At 51.7% G+C, this 26,369-nt stretch carries 22 protein-coding genes; 6 read left to right on the plus strand and 16 right to left on the minus strand.

Annotated elements, in window-relative coordinates; all coding sequences use genetic code 11:
* Positions 1-21: 21 nt before the first annotated feature.
* Together B1728_RS15950 and B1728_RS15955 are read right to left on the minus strand one after the other, a co-directional pair.
* A complete protein-coding gene (locus tag B1728_RS15950) occupies positions 22-1,905 on the minus strand; it encodes an ABC transporter ATP-binding protein (protein WP_079911228.1) in 1,884 nt (627 codons plus the stop codon).
* Positions 1,902-3,620 carry an ABC transporter ATP-binding protein gene (locus B1728_RS15955; RefSeq protein WP_483310983.1) on the minus strand — a complete coding sequence of 573 codons (1,719 nt, stop codon included), beginning with the start codon at positions 3,618-3,620 and terminating at the stop codon, positions 1,902-1,904. The genes B1728_RS15950 and B1728_RS15955 overlap by 4 nt, the downstream gene beginning before the upstream one ends.
* 422 nt (positions 3,621-4,042) lie before the next feature.
* On the opposite strand from B1728_RS15955, the gene B1728_RS15960 reads away from it, so the two are divergent.
* Both B1728_RS15960 and B1728_RS15965 read left to right on the plus strand, forming a co-directional pair.
* A complete protein-coding gene (locus B1728_RS15960; RefSeq protein WP_079911230.1) occupies positions 4,043-4,807 on the plus strand; it encodes a MerR family transcriptional regulator in 765 nt (254 codons plus the stop codon).
* A 206-nt stretch (positions 4,808-5,013) separates the two neighbouring features.
* Entirely contained in the window at positions 5,014-5,670 is a 657-nt protein-coding gene (locus tag B1728_RS15965) for a cell wall hydrolase (protein WP_079911231.1), read from the plus strand.
* 161 nt (positions 5,671-5,831) lie between these two features.
* Here B1728_RS15965 and B1728_RS15970 read toward each other — a convergent pair whose 3' ends face one another.
* From B1728_RS15970 to B1728_RS15990, 5 genes are all read right to left on the minus strand, one after another.
* The gene (locus B1728_RS15970) at positions 5,832-7,247 is read right to left on the minus strand and encodes a YfcC family protein (RefSeq protein WP_079911232.1); all 1,416 of its coding nucleotides are present in this window, start codon (positions 7,245-7,247) and stop codon (positions 5,832-5,834) included.
* On the minus strand, positions 7,240-8,448 hold the full coding sequence (locus B1728_RS15975) for a M20 family metallopeptidase (protein ID WP_079911233.1): 1,209 nt from the start codon (positions 8,446-8,448) through the stop codon (positions 7,240-7,242). Before B1728_RS15975 ends, B1728_RS15970 begins: the two co-directional genes overlap by 8 nt.
* 701 nt (positions 8,449-9,149) lie before the next feature.
* Positions 9,150-10,040 (minus strand): LysR family transcriptional regulator, encoded by an 891-nt coding sequence (locus B1728_RS15980; RefSeq protein WP_079911234.1) that lies wholly within the window; start codon positions 10,038-10,040, stop codon positions 9,150-9,152.
* A gap of 40 nt (positions 10,041-10,080) precedes the next feature.
* Positions 10,081-10,836, minus strand: coding sequence for a twin-arginine translocase subunit TatC (gene tatC / locus B1728_RS15985; protein ID WP_079911471.1), 756 nt, complete (start codon positions 10,834-10,836; stop codon positions 10,081-10,083).
* Between the two features lie 68 nt (positions 10,837-10,904).
* Positions 10,905-11,135, minus strand: coding sequence for a MerR family transcriptional regulator (locus B1728_RS15990; protein WP_079911235.1), 231 nt, complete (start codon positions 11,133-11,135; stop codon positions 10,905-10,907).
* A 238-nt stretch (positions 11,136-11,373) separates the two neighbouring features.
* On the opposite strand from B1728_RS15990, the gene B1728_RS15995 reads away from it, so the two are divergent.
* Genes B1728_RS15995 through B1728_RS16005 form a run of 3 tightly spaced genes read left to right on the plus strand, consistent with a single transcriptional unit; the run spans position 11,374 to position 13,834 of the window.
* Entirely contained in the window at positions 11,374-12,984 is a 1,611-nt protein-coding gene (locus B1728_RS15995; RefSeq protein WP_079911236.1) for a flavin monoamine oxidase family protein, read from the plus strand.
* 21 nt (positions 12,985-13,005) lie between these two features.
* Entirely contained in the window at positions 13,006-13,554 is a 549-nt protein-coding gene (locus B1728_RS16000; protein WP_079911237.1) for a RidA family protein, read from the plus strand.
* A gap of 52 nt (positions 13,555-13,606) precedes the next feature.
* Positions 13,607-13,834, plus strand: a complete 228-nt coding sequence (locus tag B1728_RS16005) for a twin-arginine translocase TatA/TatE family subunit (RefSeq protein ID WP_079911238.1) — start codon at positions 13,607-13,609, stop codon at positions 13,832-13,834.
* A gap of 272 nt (positions 13,835-14,106) precedes the next feature.
* On the opposite strand, the gene add is transcribed toward B1728_RS16005, so the two are convergent.
* The 8 genes from add to B1728_RS16050 form a co-directional block, all read right to left on the minus strand.
* Positions 14,107-15,168, minus strand: coding sequence for an adenosine deaminase (add, locus tag B1728_RS16010; RefSeq protein ID WP_256865375.1), 1,062 nt, complete (start codon positions 15,166-15,168; stop codon positions 14,107-14,109).
* A gap of 255 nt (positions 15,169-15,423) precedes the next feature.
* Complete coding sequence (locus tag B1728_RS16015; protein WP_144027891.1) at positions 15,424-16,248, minus strand: leucine-rich repeat domain-containing protein; 825 nt, start codon at positions 16,246-16,248, stop codon at positions 15,424-15,426.
* Positions 16,249-17,051: 803 nt separating this feature from the next.
* Complete coding sequence (locus B1728_RS16025) at positions 17,052-18,044, minus strand: siderophore ABC transporter substrate-binding protein (protein WP_079911242.1); 993 nt, start codon at positions 18,042-18,044, stop codon at positions 17,052-17,054.
* 79 nt (positions 18,045-18,123) lie between these two features.
* Positions 18,124-18,882, minus strand: a complete 759-nt coding sequence (locus B1728_RS16030; protein WP_079911243.1) for an iron ABC transporter ATP-binding protein — start codon at positions 18,880-18,882, stop codon at positions 18,124-18,126.
* Positions 18,879-19,829: an iron chelate uptake ABC transporter family permease subunit gene (locus B1728_RS16035; protein ID WP_079911244.1), complete on the minus strand. Its 951-nt coding sequence runs from the start codon at positions 19,827-19,829 to the stop codon at positions 18,879-18,881. The genes B1728_RS16030 and B1728_RS16035 overlap by 4 nt, the downstream gene beginning before the upstream one ends.
* The gene (locus tag B1728_RS16040; protein WP_079911245.1) at positions 19,819-20,772 is read right to left on the minus strand and encodes an ABC transporter permease; all 954 of its coding nucleotides are present in this window, start codon (positions 20,770-20,772) and stop codon (positions 19,819-19,821) included. The genes B1728_RS16035 and B1728_RS16040 overlap by 11 nt, the downstream gene beginning before the upstream one ends.
* A gap of 13 nt (positions 20,773-20,785) precedes the next feature.
* Positions 20,786-21,352 (minus strand): nitroreductase family protein, encoded by a 567-nt coding sequence (locus B1728_RS16045; protein ID WP_079911246.1) that lies wholly within the window; start codon positions 21,350-21,352, stop codon positions 20,786-20,788.
* A gap of 188 nt (positions 21,353-21,540) precedes the next feature.
* Positions 21,541-22,116, minus strand: a complete 576-nt coding sequence (locus B1728_RS16050) for a TetR/AcrR family transcriptional regulator (RefSeq protein WP_079911247.1) — start codon at positions 22,114-22,116, stop codon at positions 21,541-21,543.
* A 218-nt stretch (positions 22,117-22,334) separates the two neighbouring features.
* Here B1728_RS16050 and B1728_RS16055 point away from each other — a divergent pair, with 218 nt between their 5' ends.
* The gene (locus tag B1728_RS16055; protein ID WP_079911248.1) at positions 22,335-23,549 is read left to right on the plus strand and encodes an MFS transporter; all 1,215 of its coding nucleotides are present in this window, start codon (positions 22,335-22,337) and stop codon (positions 23,547-23,549) included.
* A 131-nt stretch (positions 23,550-23,680) separates the two neighbouring features.
* Here B1728_RS16055 and B1728_RS16060 read toward each other — a convergent pair whose 3' ends face one another.
* Positions 23,681-26,362, minus strand: a complete 2,682-nt coding sequence (locus B1728_RS16060; RefSeq protein WP_079911249.1) for a phosphoenolpyruvate synthase — start codon at positions 26,360-26,362, stop codon at positions 23,681-23,683.
* Between the last annotated feature and the right edge of the window lie 7 nt (positions 26,363-26,369).

Genomic DNA, 26,369 nt, shown 5'->3' on the forward strand with positions numbered 1-26,369 from the left:
TTTCCCAACATCCACGTGGCTTTACCCGATATCCTTCTGCGAGTCTTTCCCCGTGAATTGGCTGAGATACAAGTCGGCATAAAAGCCGCCCTCGGCCAGCAACTCTTCATGTGTTCCCTTCTCGATCACAGTCCCTTTGTTCATGACGAGAATCATATCCGCGTTGCGGATCGTCGAGAGCCTATGGGCAATGACAAAGCTGGTTCTTCCTTTCATCAGCTCGTTCATCGCCTTTTGGATATATACTTCCGTTCGCGTATCTACGCTGCTCGTCGCTTCATCCAGAATGAGAATCGCAGGGTCGGCCAGAATGGCGCGGGCAATGGTCAGAAGCTGCTTCTGCCCCTGAGAGATGTTCGAAGCCTCTTCGTTTAGCACGGTGTCATAGCCGTCCGGCAAGGTCCGAATAAAATGATCGGCATGCGCTGCCTTCGCGGCCCGAACGATGTCCTCGGCAGAAGCTCCCTCACGCCCATAGCCGATATTATCGCGAATCGTGCCGTTGAACAGCCAGGTGTCCTGAAGCACCATGCCGAACAGGCTGCGCAGGTTCCCCCGCTTCAGGTCAGTAATATCGACTCCGTCAATCGTGATTCGGCCGCCTCCCAGCTCATAAAATCGCATCAGCAGATTGATAAGCGTTGTTTTGCCCGCTCCCGTCGGCCCTACTATGGCAACGGTCTGACCCGGCTTGACATCGATATTCATATGCTCGATCAAGACGGCGCCCTCTTTGTACCCGAACGTGACGTCCTGGAAATGCACTTCGCCCTTAGGACGCTCCAAGTGATTAGGCTCCGAAGCCTCCGGCACCTCCTCCTTCTCGTCGAGCAGCTCGAAGACGCGCTCTGCGGAAGCGATGGTCGATTGTATAATATTGGCGATATTGGCCAGCTGGGTGATAGGCTGTGAGAACTGACGCGTGTATTGAATAAACGCCTGAATATCACCGATCTCAATCGCCCTTCTCGTGACGAGAATCCCGCCGACGACGCTGACCAGCACGTAGCCGATATTGCTGATGAAGCTCATCAAAGGCATGATGATCCCGGACACAAACTGCGCCTTCCAGCCTGACTGATACAGCTTGCGGTTAATTTCGTTGAACTTATCGATGGACTTCTCCTCGTGTCCGAACGCTTTAATGATCCGGTGGCCCGTATACATTTCTTCCACGTGGCCGTTCAGCTCTCCAAGCGCCTTTTGCTGTCCTGCAAAAAAAGCCTGCGAACGGGAGGCTACCGCTTTGGTAACAAGAAAGCTGAGCGGAAGCGTAAGAAATACGATTAGCGTCATCCAACCGCTTATCGTCAGCATCATGACAATAACGCCGACCAGCGTGACCACGGAGGTAATCAGCTGGGTCAAGCTTTGCTGCAGCGTGCTGCTTATATTGTCAACGTCGTTGACAACCCGGCTCAAGATTTCGCCGTGGGCGCGGGAATCGAAGAACGACAGCGGCAGCCTGGACAGCTTCTCATTGACCCGCTGTCTTAAGCCATAGACGGTCTTCTGGGCGACTCCTGCCATCACATATTGCTGCACGTAGCTGAAGGCTGCGCTGATGATATACAGGACAGCCAACACCAGCAAAATATCCTTTATGTAACCGAAGTCGACTTCCGCTCCAGGAACTCCCTTCAGCTTCAGCATGACACCCTCGTAAATTTTGGTCGTCGCCTTCCCCATAATTTTCGGGCTGACGATGCTGAACACGGTGCTGAGTATGGCAGCGAGAAGAACCATAAGCAGCGCATAACGATGAGGCTTTAAATAGTGAAGCAAGCGATTCAGCGTGCCCTTGAAGTTTTTGGCCTTTTGGACGGGCATTCCCATTCGGGGACCTCCGGGTCCTCCTCCCGGGCCGCGGCCCGGTCCCCCGCCCCCTCTATGCGGTCCGCTCATGACAGTTCCTCCTCCGATAGCTGTGAAGCCACGATTTCCCTATACACTCCGCACGAAGCCATCAGCTCTTGATGATTCCCTATCCCGGCAATACGTCCGTCCTCCAGCACGATGATCCGGTCCGCGTCCATGACGGTGCTCACCCTTTGGGCCACGATGATGACCGTCGCATCCCCGGTCTCCGCCTTCAGGGCAGCGCGAAGCTTCGCATCCGTCTTAAAATCAAGAGCGGAGAAGCTGTCGTCGAACACGTAAATTTCCGGCCTTCTGACCAGAGCTCTGGCTATGGAGAGACGCTGCTTTTGTCCTCCCGATACGTTCGTTCCTCCTTGGGCAATAACCGAGTCGAAGCCTTCCGGCATAGCGGAGATGAACTCCGTCGCCTGGGCGACCGCTGCCGCATGCCGCAGCTCCTCGTCGGTTGCATCCTCCTTGCCGTACCGGATATTGTCTGCAATGGTTCCGGAGAACAGCACGGCCTTCTGCGGGACTAAGCCGATTTTCTCGCGCAGCGTCTGCTGCGTCATCTCCCTTACGTCCACCCCATCCACACGGATGCTGCCGCTGCTTACATCGTAAAATCGGGGAATGAGGCTGATCAGCGTCGATTTGCCTGACCCCGTCCCTCCGATAATCGCCGTAATCTCCCCGGGGCTGGCGCTGAAGGAAATATTCGAGAGGGCCGGCTGCTCCGCTCCCGGATAGCTGAACGAAACCTGGTCGAATTCGATGTAGCCCTTCCTCTCTCCCGTCTGTCGGCCATGCGCAGGATTCTCCAGCGTCGGGGTCATGCCCAGCACTTCGTTAATGCGGCCGGCCGAGACGGAAGCTCGAGGAATCATGACGAACATCATCGACATCATAATGAGCGAGAACATAATCTGCATCGCATACTGCAAAAAGGCCATCAGATCCCCTACCTGCATATGACCAGTGCTGATCCGGACGCTGCCAAACCAGATAATAGCTATGGAGGAGAAGTTCATGACCAGCATCATCACCGGCATCATGGCCGCCATAATGCGGTTCACCTTCGTAGCGGTAGCCGTCAAATCCCGGTTGGCCTCCTGAAATCGCTGCTGCTCGTGCTCAATCCGGTTGAAGGAACGAATGACGCGTATTCCCGTCAGCCCTTCCCGCAGCACCAGATTCAGCTTGTCCAGCTTCATCTGGAGCGCTTTGAACAAGGGCATGCCGCGGCTTGCGATAATGGCGATGGCCGCCGCAAGCACCGGAATAACCACGACTAGAACAAGCGATAGCGTGGCGTCCTTATTCACCGCCATGATGATGCCCCCAATACACATCATGGGAGCACTGATCATCATTCGCAGCATCATGGTCAGCACTTGCTGCACCTGGGTAATATCGTTGGTCGTTCTCGTAATCAGCGAAGCGGTGCCGATCCTGTCGAACTCCTGAAGGGAGAAATTTTCGACATGGGAGAACACCCGGCTCCGCACGTTAAGGCCAAAGCCCGATGCCGTCCTGGCGGAAAGAAAGCTTGCCGCAACAGAGCATATTGCGCCTCCCGCCGCCACCAGAAGCATGAATCCCCCGATTCGGAAGATGTAGGGGATGTCGCCTTCCACAATCCCTTTATCCACAATATCCGCCATTAAGGTCGGGAGATACAGATCCGACAAGGATTGCAGAAATATCAAGACGAGCACAGCTGCTGCCGGCCACCGGTAAGGCTGGAGAAAACCCAGCATTCGAATCACACGCCATCACCTCGTTTGGGCTGCGTTCAGCCGAAATAGTCCATAATCATCCTCTTCTCCCTATTTTGCTCTAGGGCTAGTCCTTGTTATTCCTTACCCTTATCGCAAGAAGCCCTAACTCGAGCCAGGCAGCCCGGCAAGCTGACTCGCAGATTCCGGCATGCCGAAAAACCCCGCAAGCGGGGCCTTGACTTTGTCATTGCGAGACAGCCCGGAGCCTTAATACACAACATTTACCGGTACAATAGTATTCGATTCGACTCTGACTATAAGCAGCTCTTCTAAAGCCAAACTAAATGCTAATAGTGGTTCCATCGAGACATATTTTTCCACCAAAATCATGCAAAAAGAACAAGCGAGCCTGTTGACTCTCACGTAACGTAATACCCTATGATGAAATAGGAGGTGATGATATGACCTACAAAACGAAGGAAGTTGCCGATCTTGCCGGCATCAGCGTCCGGACACTCCATCATTATGATGAAATCGGACTGCTCTCTCCCGATTCAGTTAATGAGGCGGGATACCGCACCTATACCGATCGTGAGCTGGAACGTTTACAGCAAATATTGTTTTTTCGCGAGATCGGGTTTTCGTTGAAGGAGATCAAAGACATTCTCGACCACCCCCATTTCGACCGGAAAGAGGCGCTGGAATCCCATCGGGAGCTATTGCTCGAGAAGAGGCGGCGGCTCGATAGCATCATCGAAACGGTTCACAAAACGATTCAAGCTATGGAAGGAGAACGACAAATGAGTAACCAGGAACGATTCGAGTCCTTTGATAGGACTCCGTTAGAAGAACACAAACGCAAATACGCCAAGGAAGCGCGTCAACGCTATGGAGATGCTATGATGGACTCCGTCGAGCAAAAGACCGGCGGCTATTCCTCTCAGGATTGGAACGATATTATGGAGCAATCACGGCAAATTTATGCCAAGATCATCGCCGCCATGGATAACGGACCCGAGGACCCGCAAGTACAGGAAGGAGTGGCGGAGCTTAGAGAATGGATCATAAGCCACTTTTACGAATGTACACCGGACATTTTCCGCGGTCTGGGAGATTTGTACGTAGAGGATGAGCGATTTACAGCGAACATTGATAAGCATAAGGAGGGGCTGGCCGTCTTTTTGCGGGAGGCTATGCACGTATATTGTGATCGTTTAAAAGCATAAGCTTATTTCCTTTTTCTGGAGCCAACCATTCGCTATAGCAAACCTAGGAACCTATCGAATTCGCATCTGCAAGCGATTTTAATCCCCATTAATAAAGTGGGATAAACCCGCGCCCGGCAAGCATTTTTTAGGATATTCCAATAAATGCTGGTTGAATCTTCGTTCATACAGCCTCTATAATCTTTATCCGAAAGGGGAGATACCGTATGAAACGAAGAAATTGGAGAATATTGGCCTTCCTATTCGGGTTTGCATTGTTGACGAATATAGTAGGAATTACCCCATATACAGCTCAAGCAGCACCATTACTACAGCAAGGCAGCGCCAACGGCGACGTCTGGGATCTGCAGTTCCGTTTGAAGCTGGCCGGCTTTTACCAGCTGCCCTTGGACGGCTTGTACGGATCTAATACAGCCCAAGCAGTCAAAGGATTTCAAAGCAATTTCGGCTTAAATCCGGACGGAGTGGTAGGAGATATGACTTGGTCCGAGCTGAAGAAGCATTCCTTGAACCGTGAAGAGCTGGACATTCTGGCTAAGGTTATTTACAGCGAGGCCCGCGGTGAATCGTACGAAGGTCAGGTTGCCGTCGGCGCCGTCGTTATGAATCGTATTCAATCCGGCAAGTTTGGAGATAGTATTAAAGACGTCGTTTTCCAAAAGGGCGCCTTTACCGCAGTAGCGGATGGCCAATATAATTTGTTGCCTGACAGCACGGCTTATTTGGCTGCCCAGGACGCCGTACGCGGCTGGGATCCTTCTAATGGCTCCTTGTATTATTTTAACCCGAAAACAGCGACCAGCGCTTGGATATGGACCAGACCGCAAACCATTCAAATCGGGAACCATATTTTCGCAAAATAAACCATTGGTTAATTAAATCCAGACTATCCTTGCAAAGTGAAACTTAGCTTTAAGCAGATGCATCTTCTTTGTGCAAACCCGTAAATTTACAAATGGTGTTATTATTTAAAAAAGGTTGTTCCAGAGTCTGAAAAAGGACCCGCGGAACAACCTTTTATTTGTTATGCGTAATGAATGATATTGGCAACGATGACGAAGATGGCTCCCACTACAAGCCAGGTCGCCATCAGAGGCCAGAAGAAGCGGACCCACTTCTGATACGGAATTCCCGACACGGCCAAGCTTCCCATTAACGCGGAGGAGGTAGGCAGGATCATGTTGGTGAATCCGTCGCCTAATTGGAATGCGAGCACAGCCGTCTGTCTCGTTACCCCGAGCAAATCGGACAGTGGAACCATGATCGGCATCGTCGTAACCGCCATCCCGGTTCCCGATGTAATGAAGACATTCATGACGTTTTGGAATACATACATGCCTAGAACCTGAATCGAGCTCGGAAGCTCGCCTACAAGAATGGACAGACTGTTCACGATCGTATCGATGACATTTCCGTGATCCAGTACGACCATAATACCTCTGGCCAAACCGATTATGAAGGCGCCGTAGGTGATTGCACTGGCTCCTTTTACAAACTCTTTGGCAATCCGGCTCGGGCCGTAGGCCGAGAACAATCCGGACAAGACCCCCATCGTTAAGAACAAGGCAGCCAGCTCTTCCATCCACCAGCCTTTTTTCGATACGCCCCAGATCAAGAGCCCGAAGCCCGCGACAACCGTCAAAATAGTCAAGTAATGCTTCAGCTGCATGGACGGAAGATGGGAGAAGTCCAGCTTCGTCCCGGTGCCTTCCGCCTCTTGCTCCAGCTCGTGAACCAGCCCTTGAGTTGGATCCTTCTTCACTTTCCTTGCATAACGGATAATGTACAGACTGGTTATGGTAATCAAGCAAATGAGCAAAATAATTCGAAGCCACATTCCGGAGAACATAGGAATCTGAGCGATAGCCTGGGCCAAGCCGACGTTGAACGGATTAAGAATCCCTGCAGTAAAGCCACAGGAGGCCCCCAGCGAGATCATCGCTGTCCCTGTCAGAGCATCGTAGCCGAGCGCCCGGGCGATGGCTATGCCGATTGGCACGAACACCATTACCTCCGTGGACATCCCCATCGTGAAGCCGCCTACGGAGAACAAAGATAAGAAGACCGGTATTACCCAGACTCCCTTGCTCGCGAACGTCCGGGCCACCCGGCCCGTAATCGCCTCGATCGTTCCTGTAGAAGAAATAATCTGGAACGCTCCGCCGATGATAAAGATAAAAAATACGACATCTGCAGAATCTATAAGTCCATGTACGATAGCTTTAGGTATGTCGACAAGACTTACCGGGCTTGCATCCACATGATGATAGGAACCGGTGACCAGCAGCGATTTCCCTGTTACCTTATCCTTCACCCGCTCAAACTTCCCTGCAGGGATGGCATAGGTCAATACCGCGGCCACGAAGACCAGGATGATCAAAATCACATAAGTATGCGGCATTTTCAGCCATTTGCGCTTGCCTGTCATTGCGTTATCCATGTGCTTGCCCCCCGCCGCTTTGCTGTTTCCACTGCTCGAACTCCTCACGGACACTCCGGAGCGCTTCCTTATCGATACAGAGATCGTAGGTAGTCATCGCCATCGCCTTGGCCGCCTGATTCATCTCGATCATCCCCGCTTCCGATCCGGCCAGCTCGCTGAACTCCGGCGTATGCGTCGTAGCGTCTCCAAGTCGGATATACGGATGGATGGTAGCGGTAACCTGGCCTACATTGCCGATATCCGAGGAGCCGATGCCGCCTTTCTTCGGAGGATCGCATACCTCGATGCCCATCTGCTCCAGATTATTCTGGAATAAAGCGGCGAGCGCTTTATTATTGTTTCTTTCCGCATAGATAAGCCCTTCCGCAATATCGACGGTAGCGCCCACTCCTTCGGCTGCATGCCGAACCGCCTTATATACCTTCTCCCTTACGGTTTCCAGTTCTTTGACGGTGGCCGCCCTCAGGATAAACACTGCCTCACACAGCTCCGGCACGACGTTCGGCGCATCTCCGCCCTTCGTAATAATGCCGTGGATGCGGACATCCTCCTTCACGAACTGGCGAATCGAGTTGATCGCCACAAAGGCGTTAATCATCGCATCCAGCGCGCTGATTCCCTTCTCCGGCGAGGAGGAGGCATGAGCCTGCCGCCCGTGGAAGGTGAAGGTCGCATCGACGCAAGCCAGCGCTCCCCGCAGCACCATCGTTTTGCTCTGCGGATGAACCATCATCACTGCGTCGATATCGTCGAACACGCCTTCGTTGCACATGATGATTTTGCCGCCGCCCTCTTCTTCCGCCGGCGTTCCCAGCACGATGATTTTGCCCGGCAGGTCGGGGCAGGCATCCTTCAGCGCCAGCGCCGCTCCAACCGCGGCCGTGCCGATCAGATTATGCCCGCAAGCATGTCCTATTGCCGGAAGCGCGTCGTACTCGGCAAGCAGCGCTATGGTTGGCCCTCCTGCCGATCCTTCCCATGTCGCGCGAAACGACGTTTCCAAACCGGCGATTCCCTTCTCCACCTGAAAGCCCGCTTCCGCCAAAGGAGCGGTCAGCCATTGCTGAGCCTTATGCTCATGAAAGCTTAGCTCCGGATTGGCATGAATCAGCGACGCCAAGCCTCTGAGCAATTCATCCCTCGCGTCCACCGCTTGTTGAAGGGCCGCCTTTGCTTCATTCGATTCCGTATTGTTCATTGCTGCTCCCACCTAACATGTCCCAAGATATGGTTTTTATGATGATCCTCGAATTGAAATGCAACCGAATATTTATGCAACTTATTTGAATTATTGTAAATCGGCACCCCCAATAAGTAAAATGAATAGTTTTTAGCGGTTGACCTAAAAAAATTTTATGAGACTCTCAATTAAACCGCTTCCTTGCTTATATTTTCGCGCTTTCACTTCATGCGATTTCCCTGCTCTTGAAGTGGTGGGAATTTCTGTATCTTCATTTCCATCCTCTCTCAGGTTGGTCTGAGTCTAACAGGCTATAGAATAATTATGCATAGCGGCCGGTGTTAACTGGGCCTGGGGAATGAAGCAGCCCCACGAGGCGGGGCCTTGGATTCGAAGCGGCCTCCGTTACGTAATGGAGCGGTCCCAAAATTTATAAACCTATGTAATGCTAAAAAGACCTAGCCTGTGGCTAGGTCCTGATTCTGTTGCAAAACCTGAAATATGAAAATATCATAAGTACCCCGGTGGGGTATCACCCTCCGGCCTCTGTTGTTCTCGGACAAATTTTGATCATATTCGCTTTACAGCGGGTATTTTCCGAGAATAAAGGCGGGCGCAACCGCTCCTCCAAGGGATACCCCACCTAGTACCTTTCACATTTTTCTATATGAATGGGTTTAGCACGGGCGGCTCATGCAATCTACTTAGAGTGCTGCATTTTATTGCGGATGCACTTCCTTCATATAAGACACAAACCGTTCAGCGGTAGCTACCTGCAGAGAGGACTGCTTGTAAACCATCCATGTATTGCGCTTCATCGGCTCCCCATTCTTCCGGTACAATTCGACCTTATGCAGCCCATCCTCCTCCGTCACGAAAATTCCGGGGATGATGGAATAGCCAAGCCCATGCTTGACCATCTCCTTGCAAGTCTCATAGCTGTCCACCTGCATGGTGACCAGCGGAGGAACATGAAAGCGTTCGCGCCACCACGCATTGATCGTCTCGCTGAACGGCAGCGGCGAATAGCTGCTTGTCTGAACTTTGGGCTGCTTGTAACAAATTTGGGGAAGACGCGGCAGGTCTTCCCACTGAATTTCCTCTTGCGATACAAGACAAATATGCTCGTCATGAAGCAGGTGCTTGCCCTCGAACCATGGATAGTCGCCGCGAATCACTCCCACCTGGATCTCTTCCCGTGACAGCAGCTCCAGAATCTCCGTACTCAAGGCGCAGGTGACAATAAGCTGAACCTCCGGGTACAAGTCTCTGAACTTCTTCAGCAGCGGGGGCAGCTTATATAAGCCAAAGTAGCTGGACACTCCGATTCGAAGACTCCCCTTGACCTCATTGCGCATGTTAACGATATACTCTTTCATTTTGGCAAGTTCATCGAGCATCTTTTTGGCATATTCGGCCAAATATTCGCCTTCCGGAGTCAGCCTCGTCCCTTTGGCGTTCTTCACAATAAGGGAGACGCCCATCTCCCGCTCCATCTGATGGAGGCGGTACGTCAAGGCCGGCTGGGTGATATATAGACGCTCCGCCGCTTTGGTCAAGCTCTGCTCCTCCGCCACATACAGAAGCATCATATAATCCTTTTCGTTCATGCCTCCACCCCTTTCATGACCAAAACAATCCAAGACAGCTTTATGCCGCCGATTCCAGCCCTCCCGCTTCACGGAGCTGCAGCTGCTTGCGGTATACCATGCCGGACAGCCAGACACTGAATTCGTAAAGGCCTATCAATGGCACAGCCACCATTAGATGCGACAGCAATTCCGGAGGCGAAATCAAGCTGGCCACGATAACTAGCGTCAAATAAGCGTACCGGCGCATGGAATGCAGCCGCTTTGGGTTCAGTATGCCAATTTTGGTCAAAAACATAACAACAACCGGCAGCTCGAAAGCCACCGCTAACGGAATCACAATGTTAAACATAAAGCCGAAGTATTGGGAAATGCCGTACGTTTCCGTAAATTGCAGACTTTGCGCAATCCCTGTCGTAAAGCGAAAGCTCATGGGAAACACGATAAAATAAGCAAAGCTGAAGCCTGCAGCAAAGCAAACGATCGTAAAAGGAATATATTTCAACGCGGCGTCCTGCTCGTTCGTCTTGAGCCCGACCGTCACGAATTTCCACAGCTGATAGAGCGCGAAGGGCAGCGTAACTGCCAGCGAGAATGCTAAGGCAATGCTCATATAAATCCGGAGTCCATCCCACGGGGAGAAAACATTCCAGGCTATAGCGGAGGCTGGAGGTACGCTTTTTAAATATACCAAAATTCGGGGTGCAATAAATAGTCCTGCCGCCATTGTGATAACCGTCACCAGCAGCACCAGCAAGATCCTCTTACGCAGCTCGGCTAAATGCTCCGTCAAGGTCATCAATCTGTCATCGTGCATGGCCAGCACCAACCTTCCCTTAAGGTTTGCCCCTTGAGCCCGAGGCATGTAACTCTTTGTGTGATCCGCTAGATGCTTTTAAACGGGCGCATTGCTTTTAATTCGAACGTGTGGAAGCCGTCCCTCAGCTTTTCATTGATTTCGCGAAGCCTCTTGACATCCTCAAACGAATACCTTCGAGCTCCTCCTTTCGTTCTGGCGGGAAAGATGAGCTTGCGCTCCTCATAGTAGCGAATTTGTCTCTCCGATAAGCCTGTTAACTCCTTAACGATTCCGATGTTCATCACTTTTTCTTCCATCATAATTACCTCCTACGTAATTTTAATGTTAAGTATTATGGCCGATGAAAAGATAAACGAACCGTTTTCCCCCATTTCTTGAGTCGATTCTAACAAAAACCGCTTTGAAATTGCAATGATTTTCGAAAAACAAAAAAACAATGTTAGAAAACCTTACAAATTTGAAGTCAAATAAAAATTTTTTTGGTACGATCTCGTTGTGAGGTTGATCCACTTTACCCTAAAGGAGTCGAGGAGCATGGAGACAAAGGAACCAACGAAAGAGATGACCCGAAGGCAGTTTCTAACCACCGTAGGTAAAATCGGCGGGTCTGCAGCCGTATTTAGCGTCATGGGGACGCTGGGCCTGCTTTCGCCCGATACTTTAAAGGCAGCCGAATTCACCCCTCCGAATCAAGGCGATTTGTCTTCCACTCACCGCAACGGCAAAAAAATCATCATCCTCGGAGGGGGCATCGCAGGGATGACCGCAGCCTACGAGCTTGGGCAGGCCGGATATGACTGCACCATTCTGGAGGCGCGAGCCCGTGCAGGGGGCCGGATCTGGACCGTGCGCAGGGGAACGACCGTCACCGAGATCGGCGGCGTCAAGCAGGTGGCCCGGTTCGACGAAGGAGAGGCCATGTACCTGAACGCAGGACCTATGCGGATTCCACAATTCCATGTCACGATGGAATACTGCCGCAAATTCGGAATTGCCATCGAGCCATTCAACAATGTTAACGAGCACGGTTACTACTACAACGAGAACGCAGGCGAGCTATCGGGGCGCAAAGTCCGAAAACGGGAAGCCAAAGCAGATGTAAGAGGGTATGTAGCGGAAATGCTGGCCAAAGCGGTCAACCAGAACGCACTGGATCTCCCGCTGACTCCGGAGGAAAAGGCGAAGCTGGTTGAATACTTGAAGCGCGAGGGCGACTTGAACGCCGATCTGTTCTATAAGGGGTCGGAGCGCGGAGGCTATATCGAGGAACCGGGTGGCAAGCTGGATGCAGGCGTACGCCGCGACCCGTTCGACATGAAATCGATCATCACCTCCGGCTTTGGCAATTTCTTCAGCAACGAGTATTCGTACGACCAGCAGATGATGATGTTCCATCCGGTAGGCGGGATCGACCATATTGCCAAAGCGTTCGAGAAGCGCCTGGGCAATCGCATCCAATTCCATTCCGAGGTCAAGGAAATTCGGCAAAACGAAAGCGGCGTGCGCATCACGTACACCCATCTGGAAACCGGCACAACCAAGGAAATTACCGGGGATTACTGTATTTGTACGATTCCCTTATCGGTGCTTAAAAGCATCCCGGCCGACTTCTCCCCCGAAATGGCGGACGCCATCTCCAAAGTTAACTACGTATCCGCAGGCAAAATCGGCCTTCAGTTCAAACGCCGCTTCTGGGAGGAGGATGAGCAGATTTACGGCGGAAGCTCCCTGACGAATATGGATATTACCCAGATGTATTACCCGCCGACTAATTATTTCGGCAAAAAAGGGGTTTTGCTCGGTTACTACGTAACGGGCGCCAACGCCGACAAGCTCGGGAAAATGTCCCTTGCGGAGCGTGAAAGCTACGCATTAAGCCAAGGGGCCAAAATCCACCCGCAGTACCACAAGGAATTCGAGGCCTCCTTCTCCGTGCATTGGAAAAACATCAAGTATAACCTGGGCGGTTGGGGCAGCTATTCTGCCGACGAACGCAAGACATTATATCCAACCTTATGCAAGCCGGATGGCCGAATTTACCTGGCCGGCGAGCACATCAGCTACATTCCGGCCTGGATGGCCGGAGGCATCGAATCCGCGCGCAAAGTCGTCACCGAAATTCACGAACGTGTCATGAAAGAATAGAGGAAGGGACGGTCGATCGATATGTATAACAAAATCAAAACCATTCTAGCGGTAGGCTTGCTGTCTACAGCTATCGGAGTCAGTGCCTATGCGGAGGAAACACCGAGCAAGTACCCGGCGGAACCGGTGAATGAAGCCGAGTTTTACGGTAATCCCTCCTCAACCATCTCGGGAGGCGTTTCTGTCCCGGCCGGATCGGCCTATCTATACACCAGCGGAACAACACCTCCGGTTCTGAACAAGGACGGCGCTACGGTGTATGAACGTTACGGGGACACGAAGACTCAGGCCGAAGGCGTCCTGAAGAACATTGAAAACCAGCTGAAGGAAAAAGGCTTGACCCTGAAGGACGTGATTTACCTCCGCGCCTATCTTACAGCCGATCCGAGCAAGGATAACAAATTCGATTTCAAAGGCTGGAACGAAGCCTATGCAGAGTATTTCAACAATGAATCCAATCCGGTCAAAACCGCCCGTTCCACTGTCGGCGTAGCCGGACTGGTCAATGAAGATTGGCTGATCGAGATTGAGGCCGTGGCAGTTTATCCAAAGATGCACAATCAAGATTAAAGCAAACGGATGCTTGAACAGCATAACATACAAAATGAGGAGTTGAGCGTGTATGCTTCAAAACATCGGCTTTCCGGGTCTCATGATGATTTTGGTGGTTATCTTGATCTTATTCGGTCCTTCCAAGCTTCCGGAGCTCGGAAGAGCGGTCGGCCGCACTCTGCATGAATTCAAATCATCCGCGCGCGAGCTTGTTTCGGAGCACAAGGAGAGCGGCGAGGATTTCAAAGAAGCACCGCAAAAGGAGCATAAGGAAGCCGCCGAAAGAAGCCACGCTTAAATGTTTAAAGAGCCGCCTGCAAGGGCGGCCTGTGGTTGTTGAGAAACCAGCAGAAATTGAAAAATAGCATCGGTACCCCGGTGGGGAATCCCCCTCCAGCCGCTGTTGTTCTCGGAAAACTTCGATTACATTAGCTTTATAGCAGGAATTTTCCGAGAACAAAGGCGGACGCTACCGCTCCTCCAGGGGATACCCCACCTATCACCTTTTGCATTTTTTGTATGAATGGGTTTCTCGACAGACTCAGCCGCCTGTAAGGGCGGCCTTCGTGTTTATGGCGTTTTGCCAGCCGGATCAATCCCCAGCTCTTGAAGCCGCTCGCCAAACTCCCGCTTCAAGGCGAGCTTCTCCTCTTCCCCCAGGAAGGCGGCCTCTACCCCATTCATAATCAGCTGTGCGATCTCCTCCAGGCTGAAGCCGAATCGATCCGCAACGACCTCATATTCTTTCGTAATATCGGTTCCCGAGACACTGGGGTTATCCGTATTGATCGTAATGAGGATGCCGCTATCAAAATATTCCCGAATCGGATACGCATCCCAGCCGGATACCGCCTTGGTCTGAATATTGCTCACCGGGCACATTTCCAATGGAACCTTGCGTTCCCTTACCATATCGAGAATGGCGCGATCCTCCTTCAGCCTGACCCCGTGGCCGATCCGCACCGCCCCAAGATGAGTAATAGCCTCGTATACGTTATCGGCTCCCCCAGCCTCCCCCGCGTGGATCGTTACGGGAATGCCTTTGGCCTGTGAGCAGGCGAACACCTCGCGGAACCATTGCGGCGGGTACGACGCCTCATCCCCGGCCAGATCCACGGCCGCAACTCCTTTGCCGATAAAACGTCCCGCCGCCTCTACTACTTCCAAATTGTCCTCATAGGAGTGGTTGCGCATGCAAATGGCAATCACCCTCGCCGTCACCCCATACTCTTCTTCCCCGCGCCTTAAGCCTTGAACAACCGAACGGATCGTATCCTCTACCGTTAATCCCTTCCTGCGATGAAGCTGCGGAGCAAAGCGCACCTCCACATACCGACAGTTATGCTCGGCCGATTGCTGCACAATTTCGTACGCAACCCTTTCCAGAGCCTCCCTAGATTGAAGGAAGGGCAGCACGAAGTCAAACTTGCTCAAATACTCCTGCAGACTCCCGCATTCCTCATTCACCTGAATGTAGGGAAGCAGATCCCCGCCCGGGCTAACCGAAAGCTCCATTCCCTGCTCCTTGGCCAAATCGGCAATCGTCTGAGCCCGCACACTCCCGTCCAAATGCACATGAAGATCCACCTTTGGCAGCAGCCGCAGCAGCGCCCTATCCACCCTGTTCGCCATCCTCATCCACTTCCTTCATCCGAGTTATCATCCTTCATCGCTTAATTTTCATCTACTTTAAATGAATGTTACTTATATGTCAATATATATTACACATCGTATTCATTTGTGATTCTTTCTTGTCACTTTACTTGAAGTTCAAGCTGTTTTTAACCTGGATAACACAAAAAGTCCCTACGACACCCATCATCGTAAGGACGTGTTACCATATAAACCTAACATAAGCTAACATCTGTTGGACAAAAGAAAAAGGAGCTATGGCTCCACTGGATTCTGATAAAACATAACATGTTGAAGGCTGGGAAGCTTGGATAGCTCGATGGGTCTTGATTCGAATAAATTATTGCTCAGATCGACAAAGCTAAGCCTCTTCAGATTTACAATGGAGGAAGGGAGCCTGCTTAGAGGGGTAGCATTGATGGTCAAATGCTCTAGCTGGGACAACTGCCCGATCTCATCAGGAAGCTCACGGAATGAGCCTGTTTCCTTCGCAGGCAAGGGTTCCCCTTCTCCCCATCGATAGTAGCTGCAGCAGCTTATTTGCAGTCTCTTCAATCGATGAAGCCGCCCGATCTCCTTGGGTAACGGCAGCAGATCTGCAGTGTATATGATGAGCTCCTCCAGCTGCTCCAGCCCGAACAAGCTCTCTGGCAGCCTGCGGATTCTTCCTTCGAATATCGTTAGCGACTTCAACGATGTGATCCGGCTGATCTTCTCCGGGACATGGTCCAGATCGTAGTGGGACAGGTACAGCTTCTCCGCTTTATGCCGAATGGCATCGTTCAGAAATGCGTCCAGCTCTGCGTTAAATTCCCCCTGCAAAAACAAGCCGTCGACCTGCTCCGAAAGAGCTTTACCTTCTTCTTCATCCATATTCAGCGTCATGATCTCTTCATGGGCAATGTTGACAAGCCAATCTTTACCCGAATCGTCCAAAAAGCATAAATCCTCCGGGAGCTTCGGATGCTGCCAGGCCAGCAGCCCGTCTGCCTCTTCCTTCAGAACCTGCGCCGCTTCTTGGCAGCTCCTGTAAAAGTACACCATACCTCCGTAGGAATAAGCAATTTCCAGAACGCGCATTAAGCTATCCGTAGCCTGTTTCTTTATTAAGAAAGGCTCCAGCCTTTGAACAACCCGGGCACAATTGGGGCTGCGATCTATTTGCCCTCTCATGGCAAGCACAAACATCGGGCACCGGCTGATGGCATAGTCAATGAGATGACGGTAAGCCTGCCCTTTCGGATTATTATAAATACGTATAATGACGAATTCTCCCCTTCCAAATCTATATTACAAAAAGTATTTTCGCTTACTGAGAACATATAGCAATACCACTAATGAGAGAACCAATGGATATGAAAAAATAACCGTATTCCCCTTAAAAAACATTACTTTCGCGGTCAATTGAATCAGAAAATAGACAATTAAAATAACGAGAGACCATTTTTTCAGAAAATAAACGCCGGCGCCGATCGAGACGCAAAAAAGAATTAACAACAGCCTGGTCCATTCCTCATATTCATATGGCAATCCAAGCGCTTCAGACAAGCCGGGGTTAAACCACACTCGTTCCCCAGGAAGAAAGAGCGAGACAAGGAGCATTAACCCGTATAGCATGTACAATCCGCTGATGATGACCAAACCCGGTGGTCTTTTTATCCCCATCCAACCCCTTAACTTATTAAATGGAAAAAACTATAAATCTCGTATGTTTCCATTGTAATATAATTATTTCGAATATCCCAATCTGGAAGTCATCTTGCAGAGGAGTGGGCATGGGCTTCGATGCTGATTCAATTGATTTGCGGGGGGACCTAAAATTTGCAAATTATATTACGTCCAAAAAGCCCGCCCCAAAAGGGACAGGCTCTTAGTTATGATGCTTATTTATACGCTTTTGCTACTTCGCCAACCATCTCAGCTACGGATTCCAAGCCACCCCCGGACAGGTACCAGTAGTTTTGATCCAAGTACACGATGTGGTTGTTTTTGAAAGCATTCGTTTTCTTCACAAGCTCGTTTTCTACCAGCGGTTTAGCGCCTGTTTGAGCTGCTCCGCCTACTGCTGCGCCGCGGTCTACGACGAACAGGTACTCCGGATTTTTCTCCGCGATGAATTCGAAGGAAATGCTTTGGCCATGAGTGGACACTTCGAGATTCTTCTCAACGGCAGGAATGCCCAAGACGTCGTGGATCAAGCCGAACCGGGAACCAGGCCCGTAAGCGCTGATCGTTCCTTCGTTAGCCAGAATGATCAAGGCGTTCTTGTTGCTTGCCGCCACTTGCGTTTTCACATCTTTAATCGTTTGTTCGATTTTGGCGACCTCTGCATCAACGGCGGACTCTTTGCCGAAGATTTGGCCGATCATTTTCATATTGGTTTTGAATGACTCCAAAAATTTGGAGTTGTCTACGCCAACATATAAGGTAGGAGCCAGCTTGCTGAGCTCAGGGTAAGCAGCCTGCTGTCTTCCGGAGATCAGAATCAAATCCGGCTTGATGGAGCTGATTTTTTCATAGTCCGGCTCTTGCAGCGTTCCGATGTTTTGATATTTGCTGTCTTTGTACTTAGCCAGGTAAGGAGGCAGATTCTTTTGAGCTACGCCTGCCACTTCAACGCCGAGCTTATCCAAGGTATCCAGAGCGCCGAAGTCGAAGACGATGACTTTCTTAGGGTTTTTCTTCACTTTGGTCTCGCCCAATTGATGCTTGAAGGTCAATTCCTCATTGCCCGCTGGAGTCGCTGCCGGCGTTTGTGTGCCTCCGCCTGAAGCAGGAGCCGCCCCGTTAGAAGAATTCGAGCCGCTAGTGCCGCAAGCTGCCATGAACACAGCCAAACAAAGGACGATCAACAGCATAGGTAAACTTTTCTTCATCTTAACCACCTCTTTAATTTAATAGAAATCAATTATTTTTTAACCGGCATGCGGAGAACCCGCCGCCAAATAATTTCGGTTATTTAAAGTAAACGCAAATCTTGTTGCCGCGAATGTTCTCAATCTCGATATCCATATCGTAGACTTCCCTCAGAACCGACGATTCGATAATTTGATCGGTCGTTCCTTCCTTGATGACCTTGCCGCCTTTTAACGCCACTATGTAGTCCGAATAACAGGAGGCAAAGTTGATGTCGTGGATCACGATCACCACCGTCTTGCCCAGCTCATCGACCAACCGGCGCAGCACCTTCATAATTTGCACGGAATGCCGCATATCGAGATTGTTTAAGGGCTCGTCTAGCAGCACATATTCGGTATTCTGCGCGATGACCATGGCAATATAGGCTCTCTGGTTCTGTCCGCCGCTCAGCTGATCCAAATATTTATGCTGCATGTCTTCAAGCTCCATATAGGCGATGGCCTCGTCGACATACTTCCAGTCCTCCTTGGTCAGCTTGCCTTGGGAATACGGGAACCTCCCGAAGGAAACCAGATCGCGGACCGTAAGACGAACATTGATCTGGTTCGACTGCTTCAGGATCGAAATCTGCTTGGCCAGGTCTGCGCTCTTGAATTGGCTGATATCCTTGCCGTCGATCCATATCTCTCCCGCATCCCGGGTCGTCAGCCGGCTGATCATCGACAGCAGCGTGCTTTTGCCCGCTCCGTTAGGTCCGATGAACGATGTAATTTTCCCCTTCCCGATCTGGACCGACACGTTCTCTACCACATGCTTGTCACCGTATCGCTTGGAAACTTGCCTTACTTCAATCATTTCGATTTGCTCTCCCTCAGCAGAAGATATAGAAAGTACACGCCACCGATCAGGTTAACGATGACGCTTAACGTCGTGTTGAATGTGAAGACCCGCTCGACCACGAGCTGTCCGCCGACTAAGGCCACAATGCTGATCAGTATGGAGGCCGGTATCAGCAGCGCGTGCCGATAGGTCTTCATGAATTGATACGTCACGTTGGCGACAAGAAGCCCGAGGAAGGTAATAGGACCCACCAGCGCAGTCGCTACGGAGATGAGAGCTGCTATAACAATTAACAGCCTTTTGACAACGTAGTGGTAATCGACACCCAGGTTGATCGCCTGATCCTTGCCTAACGAGAGGACATCCATGTACTTCGCTAACCGGGAATAATAGACAGCGACCAGAACGATAACCACACTGCAGATGATCGTCAGCTTGCCTTGAACCTTGTTATAGCTGGCAAACATTTTGCCCTGAAGCACGAGGAATTCGTTAGGGTCAATCAGCACCTGCATGAAGGTCGTCAGACTGCCGAGCAGTGTACCGAGAACGATCCCGATCAGCAGGAGGAAGTAAAGATGGCTTCCCTCTCTCTTGAACATCATCTTGTACAGCAATGCCGCAAACAGCATCATCACGGCCAGAGTCAAAACGAAGTTCACATTGTTATCTACCAGAAGCTTCGTCGTGGAGCCGAACATGTATACGACCCCGGTCTGCGCCAGCATATACATCGAATCCAGACCGATAATGTTAGGCGTGAGGATCCGGTTGTTCGTAATGGTCTGGAAGATGACCGTCGAGAAGGCTATACAGCCTCCCGTCAGCACCATGGCTGCGATCTTCCAGCCTCTTCTCGGCAGTACGTAAGCCCAGTTGTCACCGACGTCGATGAATAAAAACACGGCAATCAGCGCTAATGCGAATATGGTTAGTGATCCGAGCTTTGCCCTATACGTCATATGCCTTTCTCCTCAACAGTAAATAAAGAAAAATAGCGCTCCCCAGCACTCCGACCGTCAGTCCGATCGGAATTTCGAACGGGTAGATGATCACCCGGCCGAGAATATCGCAGAACATGACGAATACAGCCCCGAGTACCGCGGTATGGGGAAGATTTTTCTTCAGATTATCGCCGTGATACAGCGTAACGATATTGGGAATAATCAGTCCCAGGAAGGGGATGGTTCCCACCGTAAGCATGACGACGGAGGATACGAGTGCAACGATAACCAAGCCCAGATTGACTACCCTTTTATAATTCAGTCCCAGGTTGATGGAGAACTCTTCCCCCATCCCTGCTATCGTGAATTTATTGGCATACAGATAAGCAATGATAACAACTGGGATACTGATGTACAGCAGCTCATAACGGCCTTTCATCGTCAACGCGAAATTCCCTTGCAGCCAGGAAGAAATGTTTTGGATCAGATCATACTTGTACGCAAAAAAAGTAGAAAAGGACGTAATAATATTCCCGAACATCAAACCGACCAACGGGATAAAAATAGCATCCTTGTATTTCACCTTATCGAGTATTTTCATAAACACGAATGTGCCCAGCAGAGCAAACACAAAAGCTACGAGCATCTTCTGCATCGGGGTGGCAGAGGTGAACAGCAGCAAGGAAACGAGAATCCCAAGCCTTGCCGAATCGTCCGTTCCTCCGGTTGTCGGCGATACAAACTTGTTCCGGCTCAGCTGCTGCATAATCAGTCCGACTACGCCCATGCTGACTCCCGCGATGATGATGCTGATCAAACGGGGCAGCCGGCTGATGAAGAGCACCTGCAATTGGTCATCGCTCAGCTTGAAAATATCCCAGGGTTTAATATCTTTGACTCCTATGAAGACAGAGGCTATGGATAAAATGATAAGCAGAACGACCAAATATCTAAGTTTCATACGAATGCCTCTCTTAAGCCTGGTCGATAATGGTGAGAAGCTCTGCCGCCGGTATTCTTGATTGAGCAGCCGGTACTTTCGCCGGATATCCGAGATGGAGGCTTCCGATAATTTTCTCCCCTGGCTTAACGCCTAGCGCTTCTCGGAACTCAGGGGAATGAAGCAGCGGATACGTTTCCCACACCAGACCCAGCCCTTGCTCCCATGCGAGCAGGCTGAAGTTATGTATGATGCAGCTGGTTGAAGCGTAATCCTCTTCCCAGACGACCGGATGGGTGTTCTCCGTCATCACAACAGCTACAAACATCGGCACCGACATGAAGCGGTCGTAAAATTTTTGCCCCAGTTCCTTGCTTTTCTCAGGATCTCTCTCCCTCTTCTCTGCCCCGGATCGCGCAATATCAGCCAATCTACGGCGTCCTTCACCTTGCACGATGACGAAGCGCCACGGCTGTGTCATTTTGTGATTCGGCACCCATACCGCCGTATCAAGCAGCTCCTTTACCAGTTCAATAGAGACAGGACGATCTTCAAATTGATGAACGGAACGACGATCCCGGATCAACTGAGCCAATTCCATTCTCATTACCCCCTTGTGTTGAGTTTCTTCTATATAAATCCATTTTGACGAAATTGATAATCATTATCACTGAGAATCATTTTTACATGAATTCAATATAACTGGAATGGACTTTTCGTTATTTGGGTTGGATTTTTCTATCGGGCACAAAAAAAGAGCCTTTCGGCTCTGAAGCTGTCAAACCGGCATTACTGCCTAATCCCTTTAAGGACAAGGGGGATCAGCTTATCGATAAAGGAATCGTCGATGGCCGCTCCGGTTACGAGCAAGCGGTAAAATATCGGTCCGTAGATCAGATCGATGCATAATTCGATATCCAGGCCTTCACTCAATTCCCCTCGCCGGATCCCGCGTTCGAGCAATCCGCCCGCCTCGCTTCTCCTCGGCATGATATATCTCGTTCTCAGAGCCTCCGCCAACCCTGAATCAAATTGTCCATGGGCAATTAGTTCCTTGATGATGTTTCCTTCTGTACTGGTCATAAACTTGGACACGCTCGCCGCATGCAAGCGCACGTCTTCGTATGCGGAACCCGTATCAGGCACAGGTAATCTTTCCGAAGCCGCGGATAAAAATCCGTCCATGACCACCGCAGCTTTATTAGGCCACCACTTATAGATCGTAGCTTTGCTGACCTTGGCGCGATCGGCGATTTTTTCAACGGTAACCGCATCGAAGCCGCATTCCACAAGCAATTCATAGGACGCGGTAAGGATAGCCGACTGCGTTTCCGTATTTCGCGGACGTCCTCTTTTGCCTGGCATCCGTTTCATCCCCTTCAGCTGGTTTCTCTTGTTTTATAAAACAATACGTTCAGTATACATAAATTTTATTCCAAAATAAATGAGCTGCCTATTTACAATACTAAACGTTTAGTTTATTATTAGGTCATACAATTTCTATACTATACGTTTAGTTTTTATTACGAGGCATAAAGGGCTTTATATCACATGCCTTAATCGAACCTTAGGAGGATGATTTCATGTCTAAAGAGCTTGATTCCAGCCGGTTTACACAGAGTAAGCTGATGCTGCTGGCCGCCATTTCATGCGGATTCATTGTCGCCAACCTTTATTATTCCCAAACGCTTGTCGGTCCGATTAGCCTGGCGACCGGCCTATCGTCTTCAGCGTCGGGATTCATCGTCACCCTAACGCAGATCGGCTACGTTCTTGGTCTGTTGTTTATCGTCCCTCTAAGTGACATTATTGAAAACCGGCGCCTCATGGCAGGTTCCTTATCGATTGTAGTCTTGGCGCTTCTTGCGGCTGCGGGAGCCAGCAGCTCGGCGGTGTTTTTAACCGCATCTCTCATCATCGGACTAGGTTCGGTCGTTGCCCAAATTCTCGTGCCTTTTGTAACCTATTTAACCCCGGCAGAGCATCGCGGACGGGTGATCGGGAATGTGATGAGCGGATTGCTGCTAGGCATCATGCTGGCTAGACCGGCTGCCAGTTTAATCGCCGGTTTATGGGGATGGCGGACCGTGTTTGCCGCATCGGCGGTCGTGACGGCTTTGCTGACAGTGCTTCTGGCACGACGGCTCCCCCAGCGCAAGCCGGTACCTTCTGTCAGCTACGGCAAGCTTCTCGCTTCGCTGGGCAGACTTTTTAAGGACACTCCCGCTTTACGTCGCCGCGCCTTCTATCAAGCTAGCTTGTTCGGAGCGTTCAGCTTATTTTGGACCGTTGTCCCTTTACGGTTGGCTGACGCATTCGGCATGACGCAGCAAGGCATAGCGTTGTTTGCCTTAGTCGGCGTAGGCGGAGCGGTCGCAGCACCCATTGCAGGCAGATTGGCCGATCGTGGCTGGAGCAGGATAGCGACGGGCATGGCCATCAGCATCGCCATTGTATCCTTGCTGCTTATTGATGTATTTCAGGACCACTCCACTCTTGCCCTTGTTCTGCTCTATGTTTCCGCCATTACGCTGGATATGGCCGTATCGGGCAACCTTGTGTTGGGTCAGCGTGTCATTTATTCGTTGGGAAGCGAAGTTCGGGGACGGCTGAACGGCCTGTTCATGGCGATCTTCTTCATCGGCGGTGCCGTCGGCTCCTCCTTGGGCGGCTGGTCTTACGCCAATGGCGGCTGGAGTATGGCATTGGCACTTGGAATCGTGCTGCCGCTGGCGGCGCTGCTGTACTTCTTCACCGAGATGCGGCAAGGGTTCAGCACGTCAAAAGAACAACGCTAACGATCCGCTCGCACTATTGCTAACCTATTTCCGAGGCTTTGAAACAAAAAAAGGACGCCTTCCGCTGCCATCGTCTTTCTCCCGATGACAGCCGGAATGGCGTCTTTATTTACGCGTACTGCTATAACGAGCTACTGCCCGTTCCCGTTCGGCGGCAGCACCAGCACATAGCCGCGGGTGCCATCCAGACGAATTCTGTCGCCGTCCTGAATCCGGGCAGTAGCTCCTTCAATGCCGACGACGGCCGGAATTCCATACTCACGAGCCACTACGGCGCCGTGAGTCATCAGCCCGCCGACCTCCATGACAAGGCCGACCGCCGAATGAAATAACGGCGTCCAGCCCGGGTCTGTGAACGGGGCGATCATGATTTCGCCCTTGTTCAGCTTGGCCTCGTCGGGGCGCAGCACGACGCGGGCGATCCCTTCCACGACGCCGGCCGATACCGGCGTGCCGAGCAGGGCTCCTTCGGGCACATCCTTCCGGCGAAGGCTGCCCGTGATGATCTCGCCCTCGCTCGTCATGAGGCGAGGAGGAGTAAGCCCCTGGAAGCTCTCATAGTCGCGCTTCCGCTCTTCTATCTCCTGCTGCAAGCGAGCCATCGTCCTTCCCCGGGTCAGCTCCAGCACTTCATCCAGCGTCAGGTAGAAGATATCCTCCTCCGTCTGCAGCACGCCCCGGTCGACCAGCGCATTCGCCTCGTCCAGCAGCGCCTGCCGGATAAATCCGAACAAGCGGATCATCGTATATTTCGGATGCTCCCGGATCCCCATCGCATGGCGGAACACCCGGATCATCCGTGACATGAGCTTCGCCCGGAACCAGCCGAAAGGCAGGGCCCTTACCCCGTTCACGAGCTCGCGGGCCGCGGCTTCGGCATCCCGTGCTCCCTGAGCAAAGCGCTCCCTATGCTCACCCGGCTGCATCGTCCGCATATGGCTCTCGATAGCCGGCAGCAGCGCTCCCGGCTCATCGCGCCATCTCCGCCGTGTCAGATCGATTTCACCGGGGCAGCGCATGCCGTACAGCTCCATAAATCGATCCCACTGCGTTAGGAAAGCCTCCCCGCCTGCAGCCAGCTCCAGCCGAGCCCTCAGGCCGCCGATATCCCCCTGCCGGATGATCTCGGCAACCTCGGGATGCTGCCTCGCCGCATCCGCTAAATCGCCGATCATCAGCCCGAGCTCGCTCGTTACATTGCCGGGCAGCGATTTGTTCAGCGCATGGATCGCTTCCTTGTCTCCCAGCCACTTCTCCGCCATAGCCTTAATCAGTTTGGAAGCGATGATGCCCGACAACGGGTAAGGCATGACACGGGGGAATAGCGTGAGTAGGATCGACCCGGCCAATTCCTGCACGCGTACTATGCGTTCTTCGCCGCTGGCCCCTTCCAGCCGCTCCTTTCCCTGCCTCACGAAGGCATCCGTCCAATCGGTCGCTTCCTTAGCCATTTGAGGAGGAGAGGCTGACAGAAGATTCCTGAGGGCTCGGATTAAGATGGGGCCGGCAAACTTCATAATATGAAGCTTTAGCCCGGGCTCGGGCTTTAATCCCCGTACGAAGGAATCTCTCTGTATATAGTCGGCCACGCCGCTCGCCATCAGCTCATCGATTCCGCTCAGCAGCTTCGGGAACAACCTGCGGGCCTGCCTCACATGGAACAGCTTCGTAATGTCGATAAACAGTCTGCCCCCTGCGGTATAAGCCAGCCCGCTCTTCTCGCGAACCGACGGCTTGCCGAAGGGAACCACCGTACGCAGTACGGACAATCCCATAAGCTTCATCGCGTCCGTCATCATTTGTTGATGCCCGAAGGAGACAAGCAGGTGAGGGGATTCGCCGGGGCCAACCGGAACCTCGGGCAGTGGATAGAGCGATGTAATAGGCCGGCTCTGCACAATATAGAGCTTGCCTTCGGCATAGCACCATTCAATATCCTGGTCGGTACCATAATGGTTCTTAATCCTTAGGCCCAGCGCGGCGAGCTCTTGAATCCGCTCATCGCTTAAAGCCTGCCTCTCCTGCATCTCATCCGGCACAGGGCGCGTTTCGGTCCCTCCCTCCGGTAAAGAAAAGACCGCCACCTTTTTCTTCGCAATGCTCTTGCTTATGATTTTCCCGGAGCGTACTTGATACAAGTCGGCCGAGACAATGCCGGACACCAGAGCCTCGCCGAGCCCGAAGCTGGCATCGATCGAAACGGTCCCCCTATGACCGCTGACGGGGTCTGCAGTAAACATAATGCCCGACACTTCGGGGAATACCATCTGCTGCACGACGACGGAGAGCAGAACGGAACGGTGATCGAAGCCGTTCTTCGCCCGGTAGGAAATCGCGCGCGCCGTGAATAAGGATGCCCAGCACCGGCGGATCGATTGAAGCAGCTGCTCCTCTCCCCGCACGTTCAGATAGGTATCCTGCTGGCCCGCGAACGATGCGGAGGGCAAATCCTCCGCCGTAGCGCTGGAACGAACGGCATACGCCTTGCTGTCGCCAGCTTGCCGCCAGTGCTTGATAATGCTTGCCTCGACGGGCTTCGGCATATCTACCGTAACCAAATACCCGCGAATAGCGCTGCCGAGCTCCGTGATCTCTTCCAGCTGATCGGCCTTTACGCTATCCAGCCGTGCAAAATAGTCCTCCATCCGGTCGCACTGTTCAATAAAAGCCCGGTAGGCCGCCGTCGTCACACAAAAGCCGGGAGGAATGGCAAACCCGGCGCGAGTCATCTCACCCAGATTAGCCCCCTTACCTCCTGCCAGCGGCAAACTGGACTTATCCAGCTGCTGAAAATCAAGCACAAAACCGTTCATTCCGCAC

The organism is Paenibacillus sp. 32352 (assembly GCF_002042965.1).
In the GTDB taxonomy this organism is placed as follows: Bacteria; Bacillota; Bacilli; order Paenibacillales; family NBRC-103111; genus Paenibacillus_S; species Paenibacillus_S vulneris.